This is a genomic window from Pseudomonas batumici (genome assembly GCF_000820515.1).
Classification (GTDB): Bacteria; Pseudomonadota; Gammaproteobacteria; order Pseudomonadales; family Pseudomonadaceae; genus Aquipseudomonas; species Aquipseudomonas batumici.
In genome coordinates this window covers 382,938-405,777 of sequence record NZ_JXDG01000003.1, presented here as the reverse complement: position 1 = coordinate 405,777, position 22,840 = coordinate 382,938, and the positions used below count along the sequence as shown (strand labels likewise).

The 22,840-nt window shown below is 59.0% G+C and carries 21 protein-coding genes, 1 tRNA gene and 1 pseudogene; 9 read left to right on the top strand and 14 right to left on the bottom strand.

Going from position 1 to position 22,840, the window contains the following annotated elements:
• Position 1: 1 nt before the first annotated feature.
• The 3 genes from UCMB321_RS02185 to UCMB321_RS02175 form a co-directional block, all read right to left on the bottom strand.
• Entirely contained in the window at positions 2-421 is a 420-nt protein-coding gene (locus UCMB321_RS02185; protein ID WP_040063474.1) for an organic hydroperoxide resistance protein, read from the bottom strand.
• A 179-nt stretch (positions 422-600) separates the two neighbouring features.
• The gene (locus UCMB321_RS02180) at positions 601-1,002 is read right to left on the bottom strand and encodes a helix-turn-helix domain-containing protein (protein ID WP_040063590.1); all 402 of its coding nucleotides are present in this window, start codon (positions 1,000-1,002) and stop codon (positions 601-603) included.
• 164 nt (positions 1,003-1,166) lie between these two features.
• The gene (locus UCMB321_RS02175) at positions 1,167-1,853 is read right to left on the bottom strand and encodes a hydrolase (RefSeq protein ID WP_040063473.1); all 687 of its coding nucleotides are present in this window, start codon (positions 1,851-1,853) and stop codon (positions 1,167-1,169) included.
• A 257-nt stretch (positions 1,854-2,110) separates the two neighbouring features.
• Here UCMB321_RS02175 and UCMB321_RS02170 point away from each other — a divergent pair, with 257 nt between their 5' ends.
• Positions 2,111-2,572 carry a RidA family protein gene (locus UCMB321_RS02170; RefSeq protein WP_040063472.1) on the top strand — a complete coding sequence of 154 codons (462 nt, stop codon included), beginning with the start codon at positions 2,111-2,113 and terminating at the stop codon, positions 2,570-2,572.
• A gap of 20 nt (positions 2,573-2,592) precedes the next feature.
• On the opposite strand, the gene UCMB321_RS02165 is transcribed toward UCMB321_RS02170, so the two are convergent.
• From UCMB321_RS02165 to UCMB321_RS02150, 4 genes and pseudogenes are all read right to left on the bottom strand, one after another.
• Positions 2,593-3,561, bottom strand: a complete 969-nt coding sequence (locus UCMB321_RS02165; RefSeq protein WP_209437116.1) for a LysR family transcriptional regulator — start codon at positions 3,559-3,561, stop codon at positions 2,593-2,595.
• Between the two features lie 298 nt (positions 3,562-3,859).
• The gene (locus UCMB321_RS02160) at positions 3,860-4,135 is read right to left on the bottom strand and encodes a type II toxin-antitoxin system RelE/ParE family toxin (RefSeq protein ID WP_040063469.1); all 276 of its coding nucleotides are present in this window, start codon (positions 4,133-4,135) and stop codon (positions 3,860-3,862) included.
• Positions 4,135-4,407, bottom strand: a complete 273-nt coding sequence (locus UCMB321_RS02155; RefSeq protein WP_040063587.1) for a CopG family ribbon-helix-helix protein — start codon at positions 4,405-4,407, stop codon at positions 4,135-4,137. Before UCMB321_RS02155 ends, UCMB321_RS02160 begins: the two co-directional genes overlap by 1 nt.
• A gap of 169 nt (positions 4,408-4,576) precedes the next feature.
• Positions 4,577-4,960 (bottom strand): annotated as a pseudogene (locus tag UCMB321_RS02150) (type II toxin-antitoxin system HicB family antitoxin).
• A gap of 796 nt (positions 4,961-5,756) precedes the next feature.
• Here UCMB321_RS02150 and UCMB321_RS02145 point away from each other — a divergent pair.
• The 5 genes from UCMB321_RS02145 to UCMB321_RS02125 all read left to right on the top strand — a co-directional run bounded on the left by UCMB321_RS02145 (position 5,757) and on the right by UCMB321_RS02125 (position 10,412).
• Positions 5,757-6,326 (top strand): hypothetical protein, encoded by a 570-nt coding sequence (locus tag UCMB321_RS02145; RefSeq protein ID WP_040063468.1) that lies wholly within the window; start codon positions 5,757-5,759, stop codon positions 6,324-6,326.
• 5 nt (positions 6,327-6,331) lie between these two features.
• The gene (locus UCMB321_RS02140; protein ID WP_040063466.1) at positions 6,332-7,102 is read left to right on the top strand and encodes a nuclease-related domain-containing protein; all 771 of its coding nucleotides are present in this window, start codon (positions 6,332-6,334) and stop codon (positions 7,100-7,102) included.
• A gap of 936 nt (positions 7,103-8,038) precedes the next feature.
• Positions 8,039-9,061, top strand: a complete 1,023-nt coding sequence (locus UCMB321_RS02135; protein WP_040063586.1) for a type II toxin-antitoxin system PemK/MazF family toxin — start codon at positions 8,039-8,041, stop codon at positions 9,059-9,061.
• Between the two features lie 610 nt (positions 9,062-9,671).
• Complete coding sequence (locus UCMB321_RS02130; protein ID WP_040063465.1) at positions 9,672-10,067, top strand: hypothetical protein; 396 nt, start codon at positions 9,672-9,674, stop codon at positions 10,065-10,067.
• Between the two features lie 120 nt (positions 10,068-10,187).
• Positions 10,188-10,412: a type II toxin-antitoxin system RelB/DinJ family antitoxin gene (locus tag UCMB321_RS02125; protein WP_040063464.1), complete on the top strand. Its 225-nt coding sequence runs from the start codon at positions 10,188-10,190 to the stop codon at positions 10,410-10,412.
• Positions 10,413-10,547: 135 nt separating this feature from the next.
• On the opposite strand, the gene UCMB321_RS02120 is transcribed toward UCMB321_RS02125, so the two are convergent.
• From UCMB321_RS02120 to rpsU, 5 genes are all read right to left on the bottom strand, one after another.
• A tRNA-Ile gene (locus UCMB321_RS02120) sits at positions 10,548-10,624 on the bottom strand.
• A gap of 15 nt (positions 10,625-10,639) precedes the next feature.
• Positions 10,640-14,380, bottom strand: coding sequence for a bifunctional diguanylate cyclase/phosphodiesterase (locus UCMB321_RS02115; RefSeq protein ID WP_040063463.1), 3,741 nt, complete (start codon positions 14,378-14,380; stop codon positions 10,640-10,642).
• A gap of 107 nt (positions 14,381-14,487) precedes the next feature.
• A complete protein-coding gene (gene rpoD, locus UCMB321_RS02110; RefSeq protein ID WP_040063462.1) occupies positions 14,488-16,335 on the bottom strand; it encodes an RNA polymerase sigma factor RpoD in 1,848 nt (615 codons plus the stop codon).
• A 67-nt stretch (positions 16,336-16,402) separates the two neighbouring features.
• Positions 16,403-18,364 (bottom strand): DNA primase, encoded by a 1,962-nt coding sequence (gene dnaG, locus UCMB321_RS02105; RefSeq protein ID WP_040063461.1) that lies wholly within the window; start codon positions 18,362-18,364, stop codon positions 16,403-16,405.
• Positions 18,365-18,606: 242 nt separating this feature from the next.
• Positions 18,607-18,822: a 30S ribosomal protein S21 gene (gene rpsU / locus UCMB321_RS29810; RefSeq protein WP_002551877.1), complete on the bottom strand. Its 216-nt coding sequence runs from the start codon at positions 18,820-18,822 to the stop codon at positions 18,607-18,609.
• A 195-nt stretch (positions 18,823-19,017) separates the two neighbouring features.
• On the opposite strand from rpsU, the gene tsaD reads away from it, so the two are divergent.
• A complete protein-coding gene (tsaD, locus tag UCMB321_RS02095) occupies positions 19,018-20,043 on the top strand; it encodes a tRNA (adenosine(37)-N6)-threonylcarbamoyltransferase complex transferase subunit TsaD (RefSeq protein ID WP_040063458.1) in 1,026 nt (341 codons plus the stop codon).
• Between the two features lie 47 nt (positions 20,044-20,090).
• On the opposite strand, the gene plsY is transcribed toward tsaD, so the two are convergent.
• Positions 20,091-20,660, bottom strand: coding sequence for a glycerol-3-phosphate 1-O-acyltransferase PlsY (gene plsY / locus UCMB321_RS02090; protein ID WP_040063455.1), 570 nt, complete (start codon positions 20,658-20,660; stop codon positions 20,091-20,093).
• A gap of 74 nt (positions 20,661-20,734) precedes the next feature.
• Here plsY and folB point away from each other — a divergent pair, with 74 nt between their 5' ends.
• Complete coding sequence (gene folB / locus UCMB321_RS02085; RefSeq protein WP_040063453.1) at positions 20,735-21,088, top strand: dihydroneopterin aldolase; 354 nt, start codon at positions 20,735-20,737, stop codon at positions 21,086-21,088.
• A complete protein-coding gene (gene folK, locus UCMB321_RS02080; protein ID WP_040063451.1) occupies positions 21,079-21,597 on the top strand; it encodes a 2-amino-4-hydroxy-6-hydroxymethyldihydropteridine diphosphokinase in 519 nt (172 codons plus the stop codon). The genes folB and folK overlap by 10 nt, the downstream gene beginning before the upstream one ends.
• Positions 21,598-21,606: 9 nt before the next feature.
• On the opposite strand, the gene UCMB321_RS02075 is transcribed toward folK, so the two are convergent.
• Entirely contained in the window at positions 21,607-22,836 is a 1,230-nt protein-coding gene (locus UCMB321_RS02075) for a multifunctional CCA addition/repair protein (protein ID WP_040063449.1), read from the bottom strand.
• Positions 22,837-22,840: the final 4 nt, after the last annotated feature.

Below are 22,840 nucleotides of genomic sequence, written 5' to 3'. Positions count from 1 at the left end.
GTTAGACGGTGACGTGCAGACGGACATCGACGTTGCCACGGGTTGCGTTGGAGTACGGGCACACTTGGTGGGCCGCCCCCACCAACGCTTGTGCATCGGCTTGCTCCAGGCCTGGCAGGTTGATGTTCAGGTCGATATCCAGGCCAAAGCCGCCTGGGATCTGGCCAATGCCGACCCGCGCAGTGATCGAGGCGTCGGCTGGAATGCTGCGTTTGCTCTGGCTGGCGACGAACTTCAGTGCACTGATGAAGCAGGCCGAGTAACCCGCGGCGAACAGTTGCTCAGGGTTGGTGGCATCACCACCGGCACCGCCCAATTCCTTCGGAGTGGTCAGTTTCACGTCGAGGTTCTTGTCGCTGGAGATGGCTCGGCCATCACGACCACCGGTTGCGGTTGCGACTGCGGTATAGAGAACTTTCATGGCTTTCCTCACTTTTGAATGTTTTCGTAGGGGGAGTTGTTAGCAACATAAATTGTGGCGCAATAACTTAGTGCGCAAGTTTTTTAAAGACTCGTCTGTAGCAGTAACAAATTGATTTTCAAGGGGGTTACATCTCAGTCCGCTTGGGATCGCCCGCGCGCTGGTAATGCCTTACCGTTTCAAGCAGCGACCGGAATCGGGCAGATTGCTTGTTGCTGCCAAGCTTTCGGTGTCATGCCTTCAGCTTTCACGAATGTGCGGCAGAAGTGAGATTGATCGCAGAAGCCGCATTCCAGTGCGATCTCTGTGAGCAACTTCGTGGAAGCCTTCAATAACTCTCTGCTCTTCATGACCCGCTGTTCACGCAACCATCGCTGCGGGGACATCCGGGTGCTTTCCTTGAACATGCGGGAGAAGTGACTGCGCGACAACGCGCAAGCTTCGGCTAGTTCAGTCACAGAAATGCCGGTATCCAGCCTGTCCAGCATCAGTTGTTTGGCAGTTCTTATCTGCCAGGATTTGAGTCGTCCTGTTGAAGCCAGTGTGAGAGTCGCCAGCACGGTAGATTTGTCCTTGTTCATACACATCCATCAATCCAGGTAACAGGATGCGAGCGCCTGACTCGAGCAGCGCTGGGCGTTGGAAGTCCTTTGAGGTTCCAGGCCAGGCTCGTTGACTCGGTTCAGTCGACTGCGCACCCTTCACAAGTCTGTGAACAGCCCCTGGGGCAGGGGCTGGCGATGGCTCAGACAGATGCAGCGACAGGCGCCAAAGTAGGGCCATGCTGAACGCGCTCAGGCGCCTTGTGCACCATGGTGTAGGCGTAGTCGACGCCCATGCCATATGCACCGGAATGTTCCTTTACCAGTTCCATTACGGCGTCGTAGGTGTCGCGGTTCTTCCAGTCCCGTTGCCATTCCAGCAGCACCTGCTGCCAGGTCACCGGTACCACGCCGGCCTGGATCATGCGCTGCATGGCGTAATCGTGGGCTTCTTTGGTGGTGCCGCCCGAGGCGTCTGCGACCATATAGATTTCATAGCCGGCATCGTTCATTGCCGACAGGGCGAAGGTGGCATTGCATACCTCGGTCCACAAGCCGGAGACGATGATCTTGTTGCGACCATTTCTCTTGAGTGCGTCGCGTACTTTCTGATCATCCCAGGAATTCATGGAGGTGCGCTCCAGCAGCGGGGCGTCCGGAAACACAGCGAGTAGCTCGGGATAGGTGTGACCCGAGAAGCTTTCTGTCTCAACCGTGGTGATGGTGGTGGGGACATTAAAAATCTTCGCTGCCTTGGCCAAGGCAACTGTGTTGTTTTTCAGCGTTTGCCGGTCAATGCTCTGAACGCCAAAGGCCATCTGGGGCTGGTGGTCGATGAAGATCAGTTGGCTATTCAGTGGAGTCAGGACTTCAGTTTTAGGATTGTTCATTTTTGTTTCCTTTCAGCTCGAAGATGTTCAGTCGCACAAGTCTCGGGGCCCGCACCTTGCAGGCAACACCGCAGCCACGAGTGCGCTCCTCAGCGTCATTGCTGAGGGCGAGCAAAAGATAACGAAACAAGTTGCCTGTCGGTGGCGCATTTTTGCGCTTATGCTGGCTCATTTTTGAGCCATAAAATACTCGATTGCACTGCTAGCATTCGTCCACCCTTTTGGATCAGCCGATCCCTCATGTGCAGGAGAATGCAATGGCAGCTTCACAACCGTTCAACAAGCAGACCGCCTACTGGGGCGTCTCCTGGGAAGAGGCGTATGGCTATCCGCAGGCACGGCGGGTAGGAAACGAGATCCATGTATCAGGTCAATTCAACCATGATGAGGAAGGTAATCTGGTAGCCCCGGCGCCGCTGAACGCCGACGGTAAGCCCAGTGATTTCTCTTCGATGGGAGAGCAGATGCGGGTCTCTTACGACAACATTTCGAAGCTGCTCGCCTTGTATGGCGCAACTATGCAAGATGTTGTCGAGGAAACGCTTTATGTGCTGGACATGGACGCTGCGTTCGCGGTAGTCGGCAAAGTGCGCAAGGCGGCCTATGGCACTGAGCGGCCTCAATGCGCGAGCAATATCATTGGGGTGTCGAGACTTGCCCAGCGTCCGCAGCTGATTGAGATCGTGTGCAAGGCCGTGATTGGCGCCCGAGACATCTGAGCTGCACTCCCGGTTTCGATCTAGGTGACCGGGAGTATCAATTGCCCCTCGACCAAGGGCTTTTGACTGGCCACGGCAGCGGCGCAGAAGGTCATGAATGCTTTGACTCGCCACGATTTTCGAATGTCCTGGTGAGTCAGCAGCCACAACTCATCCTGAAGCTCTGGCACCACCGGGCCGGCGCGTACCAACCCTGGGGTTATGTCGCCCAACATGCAGGGAAGGAATCCAAATCCCAGACCCGCCGCGATTGCAGCACTTGCTGCTGCAACAGAATCGGTACGGTACGCTATGCGCTCAGCAGCGACTCTGCTTTCGACATAGCTTGTCGCCTTCAAACCACCGAGCGCTGAGGAGTATGACACCCATGCCTGGCCCTCTTCGAAAAGGGGCAAGGCAGTCATCTGCTTGGCGCAGCAGTAAGGTGCCCAGGCAATGTTCGCCAGTTTACGTCCCACCAGGCTTTCTGCAGGTTTTCTCGTCGCTCGAATCGCGATATCCGATTCATCCCGGGCGAGGCTAAGGGTTTCATTGCCCACCAGCACCTCGATGGTGATCCCCTCGTTCAGGGCCTTGAAGTCCGCGATGATGGGGGTGAAGAAGTACAGCAGCAGCGAGTCGCTGGTGGTAATTCGAAGTTTCCCGAGGGGGCCTTGGCCTGAACGTGAAACACGCCGCGTGACGCTGACGATATCCAGCTCCACTCGCTCGGCGAGTGCTCGCAGTTCAGCACCCTCGGCGGTGAGCAGATACCCTGATTTGCGGTGATCGAACAGCGCGATGCCGAGCGTTCGCTCAACTTGAGTAACTCGGCGCGAAACGGTGGATACATTGATGCCAAGCTTCTTGGCCGTAGCCGAACGATTGCCGCAATCACTGAGCGTCTTGATGATGCGCAAGTCGTCCCACGAGAGCTGATTGACAGCCTCGCCTACGTCCCACTTCGTCCCATCAGGGGCAGCCGGAGCTTTTCCAATTGGCGATTTCACACAGTTCGTTCCAGATGCGAAGGCGCTGATGATACGAGAAGGGGTTGGGTGAAGCAGCCACATTGTTCCGGCGATTGGTTGAAAACTGTTATGCCGACTGGCTGCTATGGGTCGTCTATTGCCTGTCACCACGGCAGCTTTTGACGGGTTCCTGCCTATTCTCTACGGAAGGAATGATCGACAACGTTCGAATTCAGGAGGCTTACCATTCCGTATGTGGCTCTGAATTACTTGCAGATTGACAACGTGCTGAGCTCTAAATAATCCAAGGCGCCCTTCTCAATCAATCGAGGGCGACCTATCGATCTTCACGCGTATGCCACAGTCGCAGCAAATAGACGGTGGAGTCCTGAATCTCGTAGCGCATTTCATAATGGCCGATCAGGATTCGGCGCACATCTCGTGGCTCGAACTCTTCCAGCCGTTCACCAATGCGCGGATTAGTCAGCAGTATGCCTGGAGCCGCCGTGAGCTGTTGAACCGTATGCGCGGCGGCGGGCCGGTTCACTGTAGCCAGAAACTCGTAAAGCCGAGCAATGTCTGAAAGCGCCTTGCTGGTCCACTTCAACTCCATCAGCGCGGTACCGGCAGCGGGGTATCAGTACTAAGGCTGTCGGCCCAAGCCTGGACCGCTTGGTGGTCAATCACACGACCGGCATCCACATCGGCCAGAGCCTCGCGAGTCAGGCGACTGCGCTCTTCTTCCTGGTCTATCCAGGCGGACAGGGCCTGCTTGAGGATCCAGTTCTTGGAGCGCTCCAGCCGCTCGGCCATCAAATCGATCCTCTCGGCCAACTGCACCGGGACGTGAGCCGTGACGGAGCGGGTTTTCGCGGTAGCTGCCATGGTGGGTGACTCCTGTGTTGCGAGAGCCAGCAGACTCTCGCTAGATAGATGGTCGCTTCGGATATTGCGACCAACCATCGCGATGAATTTCGATTCATAGTTAATCATAATTAATAATCAAGCATCGTCAAGGATCATCGACACCACGATCATGCCGATTGAAGGTCAGTTATGAGCCGCCCAGCCTATTGAGACGGCTGCGCACCTGGAGTGAGAAGGGGCCGGCGTGGACTTCGCGATCCAGGGCATCGGAAACCCACTGATTGATGCTCTTGTGAGCCAACTATGCCTTCATAGCCACTGTGGCATGAAGAGCCGGAGCCAGTCGCAGGCTCAGATTTCCGGAGTAGGGCTTCTAGGGCGCACGACCGAGCTTGGCGCAAGTGTCGAGGTAATCGACGACAGCCTCCTCAAACGCCGCTCGAAACACCTGAACCGACTCGCCATGGAATCCAACGACATCTTTAATGCCTGCGATATGGCCTACAAAAAGGCCGTCCTCTTCGCTGTACTCGATTCGGGCGGCATAGCCCTGGTAATTCATCACGCTCATGGGGTAACCCCTGCTTGTTCAAGGAAAGCCCGAGCATCACGAACCTGGTGAGGCTTTAAAACGTCCACATCTGAGAAAATATTTTCTACTCATTTCTAAAATGGCCCCGAAAATATTGATCCTCGTCCGTTGCATTGGCGTACCGATCATGGAAAACACGTATTCCTAGACCAGCCGTAGCTTCAGCTTTGCTTTCAAGACCGTGAACGGCCCTGTACGCATACCCGTTACAATTTCACATCAGCGCGACGTTGACGGGCTCATACACCTGCCTACAATGCGGCCCAATATACCCGCCAAGCCTAGGTTGACCCACAGTCAGCATGCTCAAATCGTGCGGTTTTTTTACCTCGAAAAACCACACCATCATTGAGACGTCACCAGCGAGAGCTGGCAGGAGTCTGGATCCCTACTGGGTTGATCCAGCGGCGCAGAAAGGGCGATGCAAGCTCAACTGCGTGTCGATTGCGGCCGCCTTCGGGCGGCTTTGCTTTTTACGGGGATCAAGGATGACTCTCTACTACCACCCAAAGCAGGGCGATGTATTACTGTGCGACTTCACCAGGGGCTTTGTTGCCCCTGAACAGCAGCACATTCCCTACAGCAGGGAGCGCCAGAGAAAGTACTGGTCAATTCCGACTTTCTAAACACCGATAATGCCAATATGATGGCTCACGCTTTTGGGTCGTTGGATTCGCAACCTGTAGCGCCTGCGCCACCAACGCCAAAACCGCGGCTAGCGGCGCTACAACCGCTCAGCACTGAAGGAATCAGTACTCGACCTCAAGGACGACCTATGTTCAGACGCTATGCAATGACGCCACTTAAATGGGCGGCACTGCTTCTCACAGTCGCATGGCTGGGCGGCTGTTCGGACTACCACTACAAGAATTATCAAGGCGATTGGGCCCCTGAACGGCTCACGCCCTACGACCTGTCCGACAACACCACCGATGCCGCGCTCGTGTACTTCGATACGATCCGATATCGAGCCTTGGGCGTGCCCTTTCATCGACTGTTGCTCGCCACCGCTGTGGATGGTCAGCGGATCAAGGGCGCCGGGCGCCGATCCATACTGGATGTCTCGGGCGAACAGGCGCTGAAGCTAAAGCCCGGTAAACACTCCCTGCAGTGGTGTTGGCTCTCGATGAATGCCCTGGGCACCGGAGGGGCAATGTGCAATTTTGCCGCGACTGACGTTGAGCTCCAGCCTGGGCAGCGCTACGTCGTGACATTCCAAACCGACGAAAGTATCAAAGGGCCGCCCGGTCGGGAGTCTCTTGAGATCAAGGTGCAATCGAGCATCAAAAACCTCGACACCAAGGAAGTGATTTTCCCGCCTGCGTCGATGGCTCAAACAGAATGATGGTTATGGGCCTCACCCCCATCATCGCGCAGGTCTGGGCCATGCTTGGTTGGTTCATCCCACTGATGCTGCTGATCGGCCTGCTCAAGTCGCCCTGGGCCAAGGGTCACATCGGCGAACTCCTGGTGCGTCTGTTCGCCCATTGGCAACTGGATAAGCAGACCTACCGCAGCCTGCACAACGTCACCCTGAGCACACCTGACGGCACCACGCAGATCGACCACGTCTTCCTCTCGCCTTACGGAATCTTCGTGCTGGAAACGAAGAACATGAGTGGCTGGATCTTTGGCGGCGAGCAGCAGCCACAGTGGACGCAAAAGCTCTACAAACGCACGTTCAAGTTCCAGAACCCACTTCGGCAGAACTACAAACACCTCAAAGCCCTGGAAGCCACACTTGGCGTTAGCGCCGAGCACCTGCACTCGGTCATCACCTTCGTCGGTAGCAGCACCTTCAAGACTCAGATGCCGGCCAACGTCACCCAGGGCATTGGTTTTATCCGCTACATGAAGTCATTCCAGCAGAAGGTATTCACAGAGGCCGAGGTCGACGCCCTCATGCGTGCCCTGCAAACCAGCCGGCGTACTCCATCCCTCGCGACTCACCGCGAACATGTGCAAAACCTGAAACGCCGTAGCGACCCAACAGCCGAGCGGCAATGCCCGAAATGCGGCGGCGACCTGGTGATCCGCACCGTGCACTCTGGTCCGAAGGCAGGGCAGCAATTCTGGGGCTGTTCGATGTTTCCCAAGTGCAGAGTGAGGCAAGGCCTATAGCCGGCTTTCGGATATGAGCTGACAGATAGGGGGGTAGTGGTGGCGTGGGCTATCGGTGAGATCGGTGGATCTCGACAAAGGCAGAAAATAAATCGGTCACCTTTTCTCAAATTAAGGTAAAAAATTTTACCTTATTCAGGGTTGTGACCCAATCACTCAATCAAAACCCTGATCACATATCTCGAACCGCAGTAAGTACCTGAGCGCAGGGAGCTTGACGCCCCTGGAGGTCAAGCATGTTGACAGTGTTGACAACTCGCTTAAAAATGATCGGCGAGGACTGCAACTGCGCATCTTTGGGCTTGGGCTCCAGTAATGCCCCCCCAGAACTTCGGCAGCAGAGAACTGGCGCTCTCTGAAGTAGTGACGACCAAGGCTTTGGTCGGATTCTGAACCCACGGTCAGCAATGATCCGGAGCTAAAGAATCGCTGCGACTACTCCTCAATAACATTTTGAAAGGCGCTCATCGAGCGCCTTTTTTATGCAGTTTTGGCGGACCTGGCAACCGTACCGACCAAGGTCCCCTCAGCGCGCCGTCTCGGATACCAGGTGACAACGTAGTAACCAAATCCTCACCGTTCGCTCCTCGGCTCCAGGATCAATGAGCCCTTGGGGTTCTTCAAGACTACCACCTAGTGGTTGCCGCTCATTTCCTTCGATTCATCGCATGGCGCACCATACGTAGGACAATTCGTTATTTATTGGAATCCATAATTAGTGATATTTGCGACCGCAGAAAATTCAAAACAGCGTTGAGAAATATCGAAAGATGCGTGGCATGCAGGATTGTAGTAATCAGCACAGCACCCAGACCGCGCAATGAAGGCAATCCAAGCAAGGGTGAGCAAAATTATTGCAAACTACTGCACCACCCTTCCCTTTCATACTAACTGACAGACAAAATGTGCGCTGTTATCAACGTACCAGGGGCGCACATGCAAACGATTGTTGTCCGCTATTTCGAAACAGTGATCGACAACACTACGGGTGCGCCTAGCCAAGTCTTGCTGGGGATGGAGACTTACGATGATATCCGCGAAGCGCTGATGCCTGGTATACCGCGTCCTAAGCCCGGTAAAACCCCGCATCCAGTATTCATCACCAAATGCTTCGTCAACGTCAGCAACCACCTCTGGAGGTTGAAGTCTGTTACAGCCACACCAGCCACCACCCAGGGGCCAGCCGTATTCTCAGTCCTGATTCAAAGGCACGACGTGTCAAAAGAGGTCTTCCTCAATCAAACGCTGAAGAAAAACAAAAACCAAACGGCTCATAAGCTTCTAGGTCGCCAAGGAACGCTGATCGAAGTGGACTACGGGTTTGTCCAACAGACTGGACGTACCGACGCTAGCAGCAAGACCAATAAGCGATACATGGATACGCTGCTTGAGGCCGAAATGCACAAGCGGCGGCTCGCTGTCGTTGTGAAAGTGATTTCTGGCAATTTGGTTCAAGTGGCGCCTGTAACGTCGTCACCGACAACCCCAGGCGACAAGTCTGCCTTCAAGATTGAGCAGACAACTTTGGACAAAATGCCTCGGTACCAAAACAGCGGAAAAGATAGCTATGTGCTCTGCAGCATGCTTGAGTGTGTCTCTGTGCAGCGCATTCTCCCTCCCATCAGCTATTTTGGCGGAGGAAAGAACTCCGGCAGGAACGTCAATTACACTGTCGCGCTGAGCAAATCTGAAACAAAGCTACTGAAAGCAGCCCTGATTCACGCCGTCGGCGCCTCAGGCTACGTGCCTTACAACGACATGCTGCAGGCCGAGATCAGGGCCAATCAACTGCAAGAAACCATCAACCAGTTGAGCGCAGATCTGGCTGCCCGCACTGCCGAGCTGGCACAACTCGCTCCAGTTGAAGCTCTGGCAAAAAACTGGGCGGCATCCATGGGGCTTGACTACGATGAAGAGCTAGAATTCTGTCGTGCTGTTGATGCAGAGAACGCTCAGTAAGCCACTGCTGACACCCTCCGTTGACAAACCAGACGAGTTGACACAGGCGTCAACTGACAATACGATGTGCCGTACATGGTCGAGCAAAGAGAGCAGGACTCTACCTCGGCGACACGGCTAATACCGTTTCCTGTGAAAGTAAAGTGTCAAAAAAGCCGCCCTTAAAGGCGGTTTTTTTATGCCCAAAATTCGCAAACTTTCTTCCCGCCCCCTCGGTAAGAGGAGAAGTCCAAGATCGATGCAAGGCTGCACTCAGTCGCGATGCTCGGTCATGAATTTTCCCCCCTCAAATAGGGAAAAGAGAAGGCCATCACGTTAACTTTTCGTACGCTCGACTCGTTGATTCCGCCCGGGTCGGCGTCTAGTGTTGAACTGTCGCTGCAAAATCAGCGATGCGGACTGGACACCCGTGGTTTATTTAGGATTAATCGCACAACGCCGTGAGAACGGTGTCGTTGTGCCTGCGTTATGGCGGGCTGTGCGTGGGACACTTTGTGTGTGCCGGGTCCTAATCCCCCGGTTTGTCCACCCGCGTACAGTTCGCCACCTTTTCACTGGACAAGAGAAAATTGGCGAACTCCTCTCAAGTAATTCGGAAGGAGTTTTACTCATGACCAAGAAAATCACCCCCGATCCGCCTCCCACGTCCAAAAGTGCCAACAGCTCTGTGAAATCGGCACGGCCCGATACAGCCCGCTTGCTCGATACCCTCGCGTTAACCCTATCCAAAACCGTCAATTACGCTGACCCTCTCAGACCCACAATTTTTGCCATCCAGCCTGGCGTCAACGCTCAGGACGCGCTGACCTACGTGTCGAAATTGCTCGAAGTCGCCGAACTGAACGGTGACGAAATCAGCTTGCATACGAACCCGGTGGAGCGGTCTCTGTTCTGGGGCATGCTTCACTCGGTAGAAATGGCGCGGGCTGTGGTGGATGCGCTGCTTGAGGGGGGGCCCTCACCCCAACATGCCTCGGCGGCATTAGACGACCACCCTTTTGATTGAAGTGGCGCATGCTGCAGTTGGGTTGCTGATCAGCAAGCTGAACGGCCACCGTACGGGCCTGCAAAAAAGGCCTTTTTGTCTCGCTGTAATGACAAATGTCATTACAGCGAGAGGTATCCCATGGCATCCATCAACGTCCGCATTGACGACGACCTCAAAGCACGTGCTTACCATGAGCTGGAAAAACTCGGTGTCACTCCTTCCGAGCTGGTGCGTCAAGCCTTGCAGTACGTAGCAGAGCGCGGCCAGCTGCCGTTTAAGCTCATTCTGATGACCGAGGACGTCACGGTGCGAGAGCGATTGGCAGCTCCCCAACGAGTTAAGGTTTCACTGGAAGAGCTATAGCCTTGAGTTCGATGTGCCGGCGTTTTTTCAGATGTGGACGTTTTGTGGACGGAAAGCTGCCTTTTCGATTTTCAGGCAGGGAATCTGACTAGGGGCAAAAACGACGAAAGCCGCGCAATGCGCGGCTTTCAGAGGTGGTGGGCCCACACGGACTTGAACCGTGGACCAAAGGATTATGAGTCCTCTGCTCTAACCAACTGAGCTATAGGCCCTCAGTAGGCCGCGAATTATAGCGATGGTTTCTCGCGGGTGCTATCCGAAAACTCCGAAAGCGTCATATGAAGAAAAGTCGCGGCGAATTCTTCGGCCGGCAACGGCAGGCTGACGATGTAGCCCTGGATCTGTTCGCAACCCTCGGCGGCCAGGAAAGCCTGCTGGGCCTGGTTCTCCACACCCTCGGCAATCACCATGAACTGCATGCTGCGCCCCAGGGCGATGATGGCGCGGACGATGGCGACATCGTGGGGATCATCCGGCAGGCCGCGAACGAACGATTGGTCGATTTTCAGCACGTCCAGCGGCAGGCGCTTGAGGTAGCTCAGCGACGAATAGCCGGTGCCGAAGTCGTCAATGGCCAATTGCACCCCCAGGCGCTTGAGCTGGTGCAGGACCTCCAGGGCCTCCTCGGCCTGGCTCATGATGAAGTTTTCGGTGATCTCCAGTTGCAGGCAGCCGGGCTCGAGACAGTAATCCTTGAGCAACTGTTCGATCCGCGCGAGCAGGTTCGGTTGGCGCAACTGCGCGCCGGCGAGGTTGACCGAGAGCGGGCCGAAGTCGCGATGGGTTCTGTTCCAGCGTTGCATCTGCCGGCAGGCGCGCTCCAGCACCCAGTCGCCAATCTGCAGGATCATGCCGTTCTCTTCGGCCAACGGAATGAAATGCTCAGGTGGCACCTCGCCAAGGGTCGGGTGCTGCCAGCGAATCAAGGCTTCGGCCCCCACCAGTTGCCCGCCGTCGAGACTGATCTTCGGCTGGTAGAGCAGGTGCAGTTCCTGGCGCTCGATGGCCCGGCGCAGTTCGTGCTCCAGGGCCACACGCTCGCTGGCCTGGGCCGTGAGGTCGCGGGTGTAGCTTTCGACCCGGTTACGGCCCTTGGCCTTGGAGCGGTACATCGCCGCGTCGGCGTTCTTGATCAAGGTGGCGACATCGTTGCCGTCCTTGGGGTAGAGGCTGGTGCCGATGCTGGCGCTGATGAAGAACTCGTGTTCACCGGCCTGGAATGGCGCGCTGAAGCAACCCAGCAGCTTGTTGGCCAGGTGCAGGGCATCGCTGGCCTGGTGCAGGCCCGGCAGCAGGATGATGAACTCGTCGCCGCCCAGCCGGGCCACGGTGTCGATGTCGCGCAACTGGTCCTTGAGCCGGACGGCAATGCCTTTGAGCAACAGGTCTCCGACCGGATGGCCGAGGCTGTCGTTGATATGCTTGAAACGGTCGAGGTCGAGAAACAGCACGGCGCCCTGGCCACCGTTTTCGGTCTGGCTGTGCAACGCGGCCAGCAGACGGCTTTCGAACAGGCTGCGGTTGGGCAGGCCGGTCAACGGGTCGTGGTGGGCCTGGTAGTCCAGGCGGGCCTGGGCATGCTTGAGGCTGGAAATGTCGGCGAACACGGCGACGAAGTGGGTGACCACCGTATCGCGGTTACGTACGGCACTGATAGTCAGCCAGCTGGGGTAGAGCTCGCCGTTCTTGCGCCGGTTGCAGATCTCGCCCTGCCAATGGCCTTCGGCAGTCAGTTGGTGCCACATGGCCGCGTAGAAGGCGCTGTCGTGCTGGCCGGAGGCTAGCAGGCGCGGGGTATGGCCCAGGGCTTCGGTTTCGCTGTAGCCGGTGATTTCGCTGAAGGCCCGATTGACCGCGCTGATGTGTTGTTGGGTGTCGGTGATCAATACGCCTTCGGCGGTGCTTTCGAAGACGGTGGCGGCCTGTTGCAGCTTTTCCTGCATGACGTGGCGCTCGGTGATGTCCCGGGCGATGGTCAGCATGCAGTCCTCGCCGCCGATGGGCAGCGGCCGGCTGGAGAGTTCGCACAGGCGGACCTGCCCGTCGCTGCGGCGGATATGGCAACTGAAGTCACGGACAAAACCATCGCGATGCAGCAGTTCGAGCAGGTGCTTGCGTTCGTTCAGGTTGACCCACAGGCCCAGGTCCAGGGTCGAACGGTCCAGCGAGGTGGCGCTGTTGTAGCCGGTCAGGCGACTGAAACCGTCGTTGACTTCCAGCAGCAGGCCGTCGCTTTGCCGGCTCAGCAGCAGACCGTCGGGGGAGGCATGGAAGGCCTTGGCGAACTTCTCTTCGGAGGTTTGCAGTTGTTGCTGGGTTTGCTTGAGCTGGCTGATGTCCCGGACCACCACCACCAGGGCGGGCGTGGTGTCGAGTTCGAAAGGCTCGGCGGAGATCAGGCCGGTGAACAGTTGGCCATTGCTGCGTCTGAAGGGCATTTCCAGGTTGCGGATACTGCCGCCCTGCAAGCGTTGTAGTAATCCCGCGCCCACGCCGTCGACGGCCCAGATGTTGAGCTCGGTGGCGGTGCGTCCGATCACGTCCCGGGCGTTCAGGCCTATCTGTTCCTCGAAGGCTTTGTTGACTTCCAGCAGGTGGCCGTCGGACAGGCGGGCGATGACCAGGATGTCTGGGCATTGCTGGAAGACCGAGGCGAATTTCTGTTCCGACAGGCGCAGCGCTTCCTCGGTGCGCTTGATTTCGCTGATGTCGATCATCAGGCCGCGTATGAGTGGCTCGTGGTCGTGTTCGATCAGGCTGACCAGATCGCGCACCCATAGCGTGCGGCCATCGGCGCTGATCACCCGATAGTCGAGGGTGTGGTCGCGCCCTTCGGTTATTTCCTTGTCACAGAACGCCTGGGCACGGGTCAGGTCGGCGGGGTGGGTGATGCTGCGCCAGAATCCGGGAATCAGCCAATGGGCCAGCGGATAACCCAGCAAGGCTTCGGCATGGGGCGAGACATAGGTGTAGGTGAAGTCCATCCGCGCTTCCCAGGCGATGGCCGACAGGCTCTCCACCAGGCCGCGGTAATGGTATTCGCTGCTACGCAGTTCCTGCTCGAGGGCCACGCGCCGGGCGATTTCCGAGCTCAGGCGGCGGTTGATGCGGATCACCACGGCCAGCACGCTGACCAGCAGCAGGAAGCCGGGCAGGCCGTAGAGCAGCAGGTCGGTCCAGGAAGAGGGGTTGATCGGGATGTTGCCCACCCAGCGTTTCTGGATGGCCTCGGTCTCGGCGACGCTCATGTCGGCCATGACCTTGTCGAGAATGCCCACGAAAATTTTCTGGTCCTGGGGCACGGCCATCGCCAACTGGTAGCGATAGGGCGTTTCGCCGCTGACGTAGAGCCCTTCGAGCTTGAGCTGGCGTAGGCTCCAGACACTGGAGGCGAGATCGCCGATGACCGCGTCGACCTTGTCGGTGGCCAGGGCCTGCAGGGCCGAGCTGACGTTGGGCAGGGCCACGAGGTTGAGGTCCGGATGATGGCTGCGCAACAGCTCGTGGGGCGCGTAGTTCTCCACCACGGCGATCTTCAGGCCATAGAGATCTTTCATGTCATGGGGTTTGGCGCCGCCTTCATGGGCGAGGATGACAATCGGAAAATCCAGGTAAGGGCGGGTAAAGGACAGGTAGGCCTGCCGTTCCGGGGTCGACATGATGCCAGGCAGCAGGTCGACCTGGCCCACCTTCGCCAGTTGCAGCACCTCGGTCCAGCTCACCGGTTCGATGGGGGTGAGCTTGATGTTCAGGCGGTCTTCGATCAGGTGGATGTAGTCGGCCGCCAGGCCCTGGTAGACGCCGTCTTCCCCCCTGAACTCGAATGGTGGCCACGACGCATCGACACCCAGGCGCAGTTGCGGGTGGGCCTTGAGCCAGTCACGTTCCTCATCGGTGAGATTCAACGCTCCAGCCGTTGCGGTCCAGGTAAGCAGCAGCAACAGAAGCAGGGCTGTCAGTCTGGGCATAACGGTCTCGTTATGGCGCGGGGGATGATTCGAGTGTAGACGGACGGCGGCTGGAGAAAAGGGAATCTGCACAAAGCAAAACCCCCGGCAAGCCGGGGGTTTTGGTATCACTCGTCGAGGAAGGAGCGCAGGTGCTCGCTTCGCGTCGGGTGGCGCAGCTTGCGCAGCGCCTTGGCTTCGATCTGGCGAATCCGCTCACGGGTGACATCGAACTGCTTGCCGACTTCCTCAAGGGTGTGGTCGGTATTCATGTCGATACCGAAGCGCATGCGCAGTACCTTGGCTTCACGGGCAGTGAGGCCGGAGAGCACTTCGCGAGTCGCTTCCTTGAGGCTTTCAACGGTGGCGACATCGATGGGCGACTGCATGGTCGAGTCTTCGATGAAGTCACCCAGATGAGAGTCTTCGTCATCACCGATCGGGGTTTCCATGGAGATCGGCTCTTTAGCGATCTTCAATACCTTGCGGATCTTGTCCTCAGGCATTTCCATGCGTTCGCCCAGCTCTTCCGGGGTCGGTTCACGACCCATTTCCTGCAGCATCTGCCGGGAAATACGGTTGAGCTTGTTGATCGTCTCGATCATGTGCACCGGAATACGGATGGTGCGGGCCTGGTCGGCGATCGAGCGAGTGATCGCCTGACGGATCCACCAGGTGGCATAGGTCGAGAACTTGTAGCCGCGACGGTATTCGAACTTGTCCACCGCCTTCATCAGGCCGATGTTGCCTTCCTGGATCAGATCGAGGAACTGCAGGCCGCGGTTGGTGTACTTCTTGGCGATGGAGATCACCAGACGCAGGTTCGCTTCAACCATCTCTTTCTTCGCGCGGCGGGCCTTGGCCTCACCGATCGACATGCGACGGTTGATGTCCTTGATTTCGACGATGGTCAGGCCGGTTTCGGTCTCGAGCGCGGTCAGCTTCTGCTGGCAACGAACGATATCGGCCTGCACGCGACCAATGGCTTCGGCGTACTTGCTCTTGCCTTTGGCCAGGGCGTCGGACCAGCTTTCGTCGACTTCATTGCCCGGGAACTGGCGCAGGAAGTCGGCACGCGGCATGCGGGCATCACGCACACACAGCTGCATGATGGCGCGTTCCTGCTGGCGCAGGCGGTCCAGGGCGTCGCGAACGCGCTCGACCAGGCCTTCGAACTGCTTGGGCACCAGCTTGATCGGCATGAACAGGTCGGCCAGGGCCACCAGTTCGGCAACTGCCAGCTTGTGATGGCGACCGTGCTTTTTCAGGGCCTTGCGGGTGATTTCCATCTGCTCGGCCACGGCGCCGAAGCGCTGTGCGGCAATGATCGGGTCTGGACCGCTTTCGGCTTCTTCTTCGTCGTCGCTGGCTTCGGCGTCATCGTCGTCGCTGTCGTCGTCCGCTTTCACGGCCTTGGCATCGACAGGTGGCGGTACTTCGGCGGCCGGCGGCGCAGTGCCGTCGTCCGGGTCGATATAGCCGCTCAGGACGTCGGACAGGCGACCACCTTCGCTGGTGACGCGATCGTATTCGCTGAGGATGTGCTCAACCGTGCCGGGGAAGTGCGCGATGGCGCCCATCACTTCACGGATGCCCTCTTCGATACGCTTGGCGATTTCGATTTCGCCTTCACGTGTGAGCAGCTCTACCGTACCCATTTCGCGCATGTACATGCGCACCGGGTCGGTAGTGCGACCGATGTCGGTTTCCACGGCCGCCAACGCTGCTGCTGCTTCTTCGGCAGCGGCTTCGTCGGTATCGGCTTCGGCCAACAAAAGGGCATCCGCATCCGGAGCACTCTCGAATACGTTGATCCCCATGTCGTTGATCATGCGGATGATGTCTTCCACCTGTTCCGGATCTGAAATATCCTCCGGCAGGTGGTCGTTGACCTCCGCGTAAGTCAGGTAACCCTGCTCACGACCACGGCTGATCAACTCTTTGAGGCGAGACTGCTGTTGCGCTTTTCCGGACATAACACCCTATCCACTGAAGGTCTTGGCGGGCAAAAAACAAGCCGAGGATTATACCCGAGCTATGACCTCACGCGCCAGTTGAGGTCGGGTTTGATGCAGGAAGATTGCGTTTTAGCAGTTCAAGCAGCTGATTTTTGTCTTCAGCGCTCAATTCGCCTTGCCGCGACTTCCTGATGAGTTGCTCCAGCTTTCGCTCGCGTTGACGGGTCGACAAGCTGGTTATGGTGTCGAAAAACTGTTGTTCAAGGTTATCTCCTTCGATCAGCCACTCCTTTTCCGCCAAACGGGTGAGTAATCGACCCTGGTCGGTGCCGTGCCAGCGCGAAAGTAGTTGAAATGAGCTTAGCTCAGGATTCTTTTGTACGGCTTCGAGCAAGGCCACGAGCAGCTGTGCATGGACGTTTTCTTCATCCGCGAGGTGACCGGCGGTCTCGACCTTGGCGGCCAGTTGCGGGTGATGGACCAATGTGCGCAGGGCGGTGAGCGTCGGCGGCTCGACCGGCGCCGGGGTGCGCGGGCCGCGGGGCTCGTCGCGGTCGCCGCCGCGCTTGCCGTTCTTGTCCCAGGGCTTCTTTTCCCATTTCTTGCCGCCCGCGCCGGGCTTCTTCGGGGTCCACTCCTGCTGGGGGGCGTAGGCCTCCTGCGGCGCATGGTAGTCCGAATAGTCGGGCATGGCGTCGTAGTCGATGCCGGGGTCGTAGGGCGGTGGCGCTTCGGCCGGCGCGCTGTGCGCCAGTTGGCTGACGGTTTCGCTGGTCAGGCCGGTAATCTGTGTGAGGCGTTGGCGCATCAGGGTGCGCAGGTTCGCCCCCGGCACCTTGTCGATCAGCGGTGCGGCGAGGGTGGCCATGTGCGCCTTGCCTTCCAGTGAGCGCGGGTCCGCCTCTTCGCTCAGTTGCTGGAAGAAATAATCCGCCAGCGGCTGTGCGTGCTGGTTGATCCGGGCGCGGAAGGCGTCAGTGCCTTCGGCGCGAATCAGGGTGTCCGGGTCTTCGCCTTCGGGCAGGAACAGGAAGCGTGCGCGACGGCCGTCCTGCAGGCTGCTCAGGGTCGCTTCCAGTGCGCGCCAGGCGGCGTTGCGGCCTGCCTGGTCGCCGTCGAAGCAGAACAGGACGTTGGGCACCACGCGAAACAGGCGCTTGAGGTGTTCTTCGCTAGTGGCGGTGCCCAGGGTCGCGACGGCGTTGCGCAGGCCTTGCTGGGCCAGGGCGATGACGTCCATGTAGCCCTCGACGACGATGATTTCGTCGAGGTTGCGGTTGTTCTTGCGAGCCTCGTACAGGCCGTAGAGTTCCTGGCCCTTGTGAAACACCGGGGTTTCCGGCGAGTTCAGGTATTTGGGCTTGTCGTCGCCCAGCACCCGGCCGCCGAAGGCGATGATCCGGCCGCGGGTATCGCGGATGGGGAACATCACACGGTCGCGGAAGCGGTCGTAGCGCTTGCCGGTTTCGGCGTTCTCGATCAGCAGGCCGGCGTCGATCATGGCTTTCTGCTGGAGGGTGTCGCTGGACAGGTGCTTGAACAGGTTATCCCAGCCCGGCGGGGCAAAGCCCAGGCCGAAATCCCGCGCGATCTCCCCGGTCAGGCCACGACCCTTGAGGTAGTCCACCGCCGCCTTGCGCGCCGGATGGCTTTTCAGCGCCTGGCGATAGAAGTCGGCGGCCGCCGTCAGGAGCGGGTAGAGCGGCGAATCGGTCGGCTGGCGCGGTTTGTGCGCGCGGCCGCTTTCCTCGCGGGGGATTTCCATGCCGGCGGCTTTGGCCAGGTCCTCGACGGCCTGGGGGAAATCCAGGTTGTCGTGGTCCATGAGGAAGCCGAGGGCGTTGCCGCCAGCGCCGCAGCCAAAGCAGTAGTAGAACTGCTTGTCCGGGCTGACGCTGAAGGACGGTGTCTTTTCCTTGTGGAACGGGCAGCAGGCGGTGTAGTTCTTGCCGGCCTTTTTCAGTTGCACGCGCGAACTCACCACGTCGACGATGTCGGTGCGGTTGAGAAGGTCGTCAATGAAACTTTGGGGAATCAGCCCCGCCATGGCGTTCTCATCATCGCAGAGTGCTCGATAGCTGGAACGGAAAGGGTGTGCTCGTCATTAGCCTTGGAAGGCTCGTCAGTAAAGACGTGCACCGCTGGCGAGTGCCAGGTCTGACGGGGTGAAGCGGGTTCGTCTGGGTCGCATCGGCGGCTTTGACGGTGAAGCATCAAGCGATATCCGCAAATGCCATTAGCCCGGCTGAGGGCCGGGCTTGGCAGAAGCTTGCAACGAACGTCTGTGTATTAGTACAGACGAACGGCGCGGCGCTGTTCGCGCTGAACTTTCTTGGCGTGACGCTTGACAGCAGCAGCTGCCTTACGCTTACGCTCGGAAGTCGGCTTCTCGTAAAATTCGCGGCTACGAACTTCAGCCAGAACACCGGCTTTTTCGCAGGAGCGCTTGAAACGACGCAGAGCTACGTCGAAGGGTTCGTTCTCTTTAACTTTGACGGCTGGCATCCAGAGCTACCTTCATTCATTACCGGGGTCAACGTCCTCAGGCAAAAGCGCACTGGAGATCGTCGGTTTTTAAGGGTTGCGGATGTTAACCCCTCGTGGCGAGGAATGCAAAGCCTCTGATCGAAAACCGCTGGTCGGGGCCCGGAGTGACGACTATTATTCGCGCCTTCGAATTTAGCCTCAGGGCGCAAACCCATGCTAGTACTGGGATTAGAAACCTCCTGCGACGAAACCGGCGTCGCGCTGTACGACAGTGAACGCGGGCTTCTCGCCGATGCGCTGTTCAGTCAGATCGACCTGCACCGCGCCTATGGTGGCGTGGTGCCGGAGCTGGCCTCGCGGGACCACGTCAAGCGCATGCTGCCGTTGATCCGCCAGGTCCTGGCCGAGGCCGACTGCGCGCCGACCGAGATCGATGCGATCGCCTACACGGCCGGTCCTGGCCTGGTCGGGGCCTTGCTGGTCGGGGCTTCGTGCGCCCAGGCCCTGGCCTTTGCCTGGGATGTGCCGGCCCTGGGCGTGCATCACATGGAAGGCCATCTGCTGGCGCCGATGCTGGAAGAGCAGCCGCCGGCGTTTCCGTTCGTCGCTTTGTTGGTCTCCGGCGGGCATACCCAGCTCGTTCGCGTGGACGGCATCGGCCAATACGCCTTGCTGGGGGAAACCCTGGACGATGCGGCCGGCGAAGCATTCGACAAGACGGCGAAGATGATTGGTCTCAATTATCCGGGTGGTCCGGAAATCGCCCGCTTGGCCGAGCAGGGTGTGGCGGGGCGTTTCGTCTTCCCGCGACCGATGTGCGATCGCCCGGGGCTGGATTTCAGTTTCAGCGGTCTGAAGACCTTCGCCCTGAATACCTGGCAGCAGTGCGTCAGCGCTGGGGACGACGGCGAGCAAACCCGTTGCGACATCTCGCTGGCCTTCCAGCAGGCGGTGGTGGAGACTTTGACCATCAAGTGCAAGCGTGCGCTGAAACAGGCGGGCATGAAGCGCCTGGTGATCGCCGGAGGCGTCAGTGCCAACAAGGCCTTGCGGGTTTCGCTGGAAAAGATGCTGGGTGACATGAAGGGCAGTGTGTTCTACGCCCGCCCCGAGTTCTGTACCGACAATGGCGCGATGATTGCGTTTGCCGGGTGTCAGCGTTTGCAGGCCGGACAGAAGGAAAGCCTGGCGATCAGTGTGCAGGCACGCTGGCCCATGGAGCAGTTGTCGGCGATTTGAGCGGCGGTCGATGGAAGGCGGCGTGTGAGCCATCTTCACGGTCAGGATCAGAAATGTCGTTCGCGCCCTGCGAAAAGGTCGCGTAGATTGCCGCGATGGCGCCAGACGATCAGTCCGGTCACCACGCTCATCGGCAGCAAGGCGGCCGGTTCCTGCCAGGCCAGCAGCGGCAGGGTCAGTGGGGTGGCGATCAAGGCGGCCAGGGAGCTGGTGCGAGTGAGGTAGAAGGTCAGGAGCCAGGTCGCGAGGGCCAGCAGGGCGGCGGGTGGGTACAACCCCAGCAGCATGCCGGCCGCCGTGGCGACGCCCTTGCCGCCGCGAAAGCGGAAGTACAATGGAAACAGGTGGCCGAGGACGGCGCAGAGCCCGACCCAGGCTTGCTGCTGGAGCGACAACCCGGCGGCACCGGCGATCAGCACCGGCAGCAAGCCTTTGCAGAGGTCGCCGAGCAAGGTCAGGATGGCCAGCTTCTTGCCGGCCAGGCGCAGCATGTTGGTGGCGCCGGCATTGCCCGAGCCACTCATTCGCGGATCGGGGCTTCCCGTGAGGCGGCTGAGCAAAATGGCGAAGGACAGAGAGCCGAGCAGGTAGGCGAGGATCGCCAGTAACCAAAACATGCTAACTATTCCGGGCGGGGACGCCCTGATTCTAACGGCGCATTGCGCCCTTGTCGTGCTGCGGAGAGAAGTGCTTGGACAGAGTGTTTATCGAGGGCCTGGAAGTCGACACCGTGATCGGCGCCTATGACTGGGAGCGCGGCATCCGTCAGTGCCTGCGCCTTGATCTCAGTTTTGCCTGGGACAACCGCCCGGCTGCGGCCGGTGACGATCTGAGCCTGGCCCTCGATTATGCGAGCGTTTCTGCGCGCATCCAGCTGTTTGCCGAGCAGTCGCAGTTCCAGTTGGTGGAAACCTTCGCCGAACGCCTGGCACAGGTGCTGATGAGCGAGTTCCAGATTCCCTGGTTGCACCTCAAGCTGACCAAGCCGGGGGCCGTTGCGGCGGCCAAGGGCGTGGGCGTGGAGATCGAGCGCGGATGTCGCTAACTCAGGTTTATCTCGGGCTCGGCAGTAATATCGAGCGCGAAACCCACTTGCGCGCCGGGTTGGACGCGCTGGCCGGTTTCCTGGTGGATATCCGCTGTTCGGCGGTGTTCGAAAGCCAGCCGGTGGGCATCAAGAGCGGGCCGTTCTTCAATCTGGTGGTGTCGGCGTTTACCGACCTGCCGTTGCTGGAGCTGGATCGGCGCTTGAAATTCATCGAGGCCGACAATGGTCGCTATGCGCCGGATCGCAAAGGGCTGCCGCTGGACATCGATGTGCTGTTGTATGGCGAATGGGTGGGGAATTTCGACGGGCTGATCCTGCCTCGGGCGGAAATTCTCAAGAATGCCTTTGTGTTGTGGCCTTTGGCGCTGATCGCGCCGGACCGGCTGCATCCCGAGGCGGGGAAACCTTTCGCGACGTTGTGGGCAGAGGCGCGGATCGATCAGGTGCTGGCTCCCGTGGCATTTGAATGGCGTGGGGGGCAGTTGACGCCCCCGGACCTGCTGTAGGTCGCGCACTTAGCCTGCGGCCTGCTCCTTGTAGGCCTTGAGCGCTTTCAGGCGTTCGCGCTTGAGCGCTTCGCCCAGTTCCGGCCCCTTGAATCCCTGTTCCAGCAGCGGCTGAACGGCAACCGCCTTGGCCGCCGCCGCCGCCCCTCGCAGATAGTCCGCCTGTGGATAAGCCCGCTCCTCCAGCCCCAGGCGCCCGCGGGCATCCATCTCGCAGGCGGCGATAAATTCCTCGAAACGCTGCGGTCGTCGATAGACATCGAAGCTCTGCAGCAACTCCAGCAAGGTCGAGGCCCTGAGTTCCAGGGCGCGATGGCCATGGGTGTGGTACTCACCCACCAGCAACGCCAGTTCCTGGCAGTCGCGCGGTACCTTGTAGCGCTCATTCACCGCCTTGATCAGCTTCAGTCCCTTGGACTCGTGGGCAATGTGTTTCGGCCATTGGTCTTCGGGCGTCAGTCCCTTGCCGAGGTCGTGCAGCAGGCAGGCCCAGCGGACGGTCAGCGGTTGCCGATGGCGTGCCGCTTGCTCCAGCACGCTCAAGGTATGCACGCCGCTGTCGATTTCCGGATGATGGGCCTCGGGTTGCGGCACCCCGAACAGGGCGTCGACTTCCGGAAACAGCACGGCAAGCGCACCGCAGTCGCGCAGCACCTGGATGAACACCTGGGGTTGGTCTTCCATCAGGGCGCGGGAGATTTCCTTCCAGCTGCGCTCCGGCGTCAGGGCTTGCAGCTCGCCCGATTCGGCCAGTTGGCGCATCAGCGCCAGGGTCTCGGGGACCACCTTGAAACCCAGGGCGGCATAACGCGCGGCAAAGCGGGCAACCCGCAGGACCCGGAGGGGATCTTCGGCGAAGGCGGGGGAAACATGACGCAAAAGGCGGGCATCGAGATCCGCCTGGCCATGATAGGGGTCGGTCAGGTTGCCGTGCTCGTCTTCAGCCATGGCATTGATGGTCAGGTCCCGGCGGATCAGGTCCTCTTCCAGCGTGACATCGGGGCTGGCGTGGAACGTGAACCCGCCATAACCGTGTCCGCTCTTGCGCTCGGTCCGGGCCAGGGCATATTCCTCACCGCTCGAAGGGTGGAGAAAAACCGGAAAGTCCGCACCGACCGGGCGAAATCCCCTGGCGAGCATCTCTTCGGCGCTGGCACCCACCACCACCCAGTCGATATCGGTAACCGGCCGGCCCAGCAGGCGATCGCGAACCGCGCCGCCGACTTTATAAATCTGCATGAAA

Bases quoted from the DNA above. Each gene is read 5' to 3' on its own strand.
- UCMB321_RS02145 (WP_040063468.1), top strand. From the start codon at position 5,757: ATGTTCAGACGCTATGCAATGACGCCACTTAAATGGGCGGCACTGCTT.
- folK (WP_040063451.1), top strand. From the start codon at position 21,079: ATGTCGCTAACTCAGGTTTATCTCGGGCTCGGCAGTAATATCGAGCGC.
- tsaD (WP_040063458.1), top strand. From the start codon at position 19,018: ATGCTAGTACTGGGATTAGAAACCTCCTGCGACGAAACCGGCGTCGCG.
- UCMB321_RS02180 (WP_040063590.1), bottom strand. From the start codon at position 1,002: ATGAACAAGGACAAATCTACCGTGCTGGCGACTCTCACACTGGCTTCA.
- dnaG (WP_040063461.1), bottom strand. From the start codon at position 18,364: ATGGCGGGGCTGATTCCCCAAAGTTTCATTGACGACCTTCTCAACCGC.
- UCMB321_RS02125 (WP_040063464.1), top strand. From the start codon at position 10,188: ATGGCATCCATCAACGTCCGCATTGACGACGACCTCAAAGCACGTGCT.
- plsY (WP_040063455.1), bottom strand. From the start codon at position 20,660: ATGTTTTGGTTACTGGCGATCCTCGCCTACCTGCTCGGCTCTCTGTCC.
- UCMB321_RS02140 (WP_040063466.1), top strand. From the start codon at position 6,332: ATGGGCCTCACCCCCATCATCGCGCAGGTCTGGGCCATGCTTGGTTGG.
- UCMB321_RS02155 (WP_040063587.1), bottom strand. From the start codon at position 4,407: ATGGCAGCTACCGCGAAAACCCGCTCCGTCACGGCTCACGTCCCGGTG.
- UCMB321_RS02160 (WP_040063469.1), bottom strand. From the start codon at position 4,135: ATGGAGTTGAAGTGGACCAGCAAGGCGCTTTCAGACATTGCTCGGCTT.
- UCMB321_RS02135 (WP_040063586.1), top strand. From the start codon at position 8,039: ATGCAAACGATTGTTGTCCGCTATTTCGAAACAGTGATCGACAACACT.
- rpoD (WP_040063462.1), bottom strand. From the start codon at position 16,335: ATGTCCGGAAAAGCGCAACAGCAGTCTCGCCTCAAAGAGTTGATCAGC.
- UCMB321_RS02170 (WP_040063472.1), top strand. From the start codon at position 2,111: ATGGCAGCTTCACAACCGTTCAACAAGCAGACCGCCTACTGGGGCGTC.
- UCMB321_RS02115 (WP_040063463.1), bottom strand. From the start codon at position 14,380: ATGCCCAGACTGACAGCCCTGCTTCTGTTGCTGCTGCTTACCTGGACC.
- UCMB321_RS02175 (WP_040063473.1), bottom strand. From the start codon at position 1,853: ATGAACAATCCTAAAACTGAAGTCCTGACTCCACTGAATAGCCAACTG.
- UCMB321_RS02185 (WP_040063474.1), bottom strand. From the start codon at position 421: ATGAAAGTTCTCTATACCGCAGTCGCAACCGCAACCGGTGGTCGTGAT.
- UCMB321_RS02130 (WP_040063465.1), top strand. From the start codon at position 9,672: ATGACCAAGAAAATCACCCCCGATCCGCCTCCCACGTCCAAAAGTGCC.
- UCMB321_RS02075 (WP_040063449.1), bottom strand. From the start codon at position 22,836: ATGCAGATTTATAAAGTCGGCGGCGCGGTTCGCGATCGCCTGCTGGGC.
- rpsU (WP_002551877.1), bottom strand. From the start codon at position 18,822: ATGCCAGCCGTCAAAGTTAAAGAGAACGAACCCTTCGACGTAGCTCTG.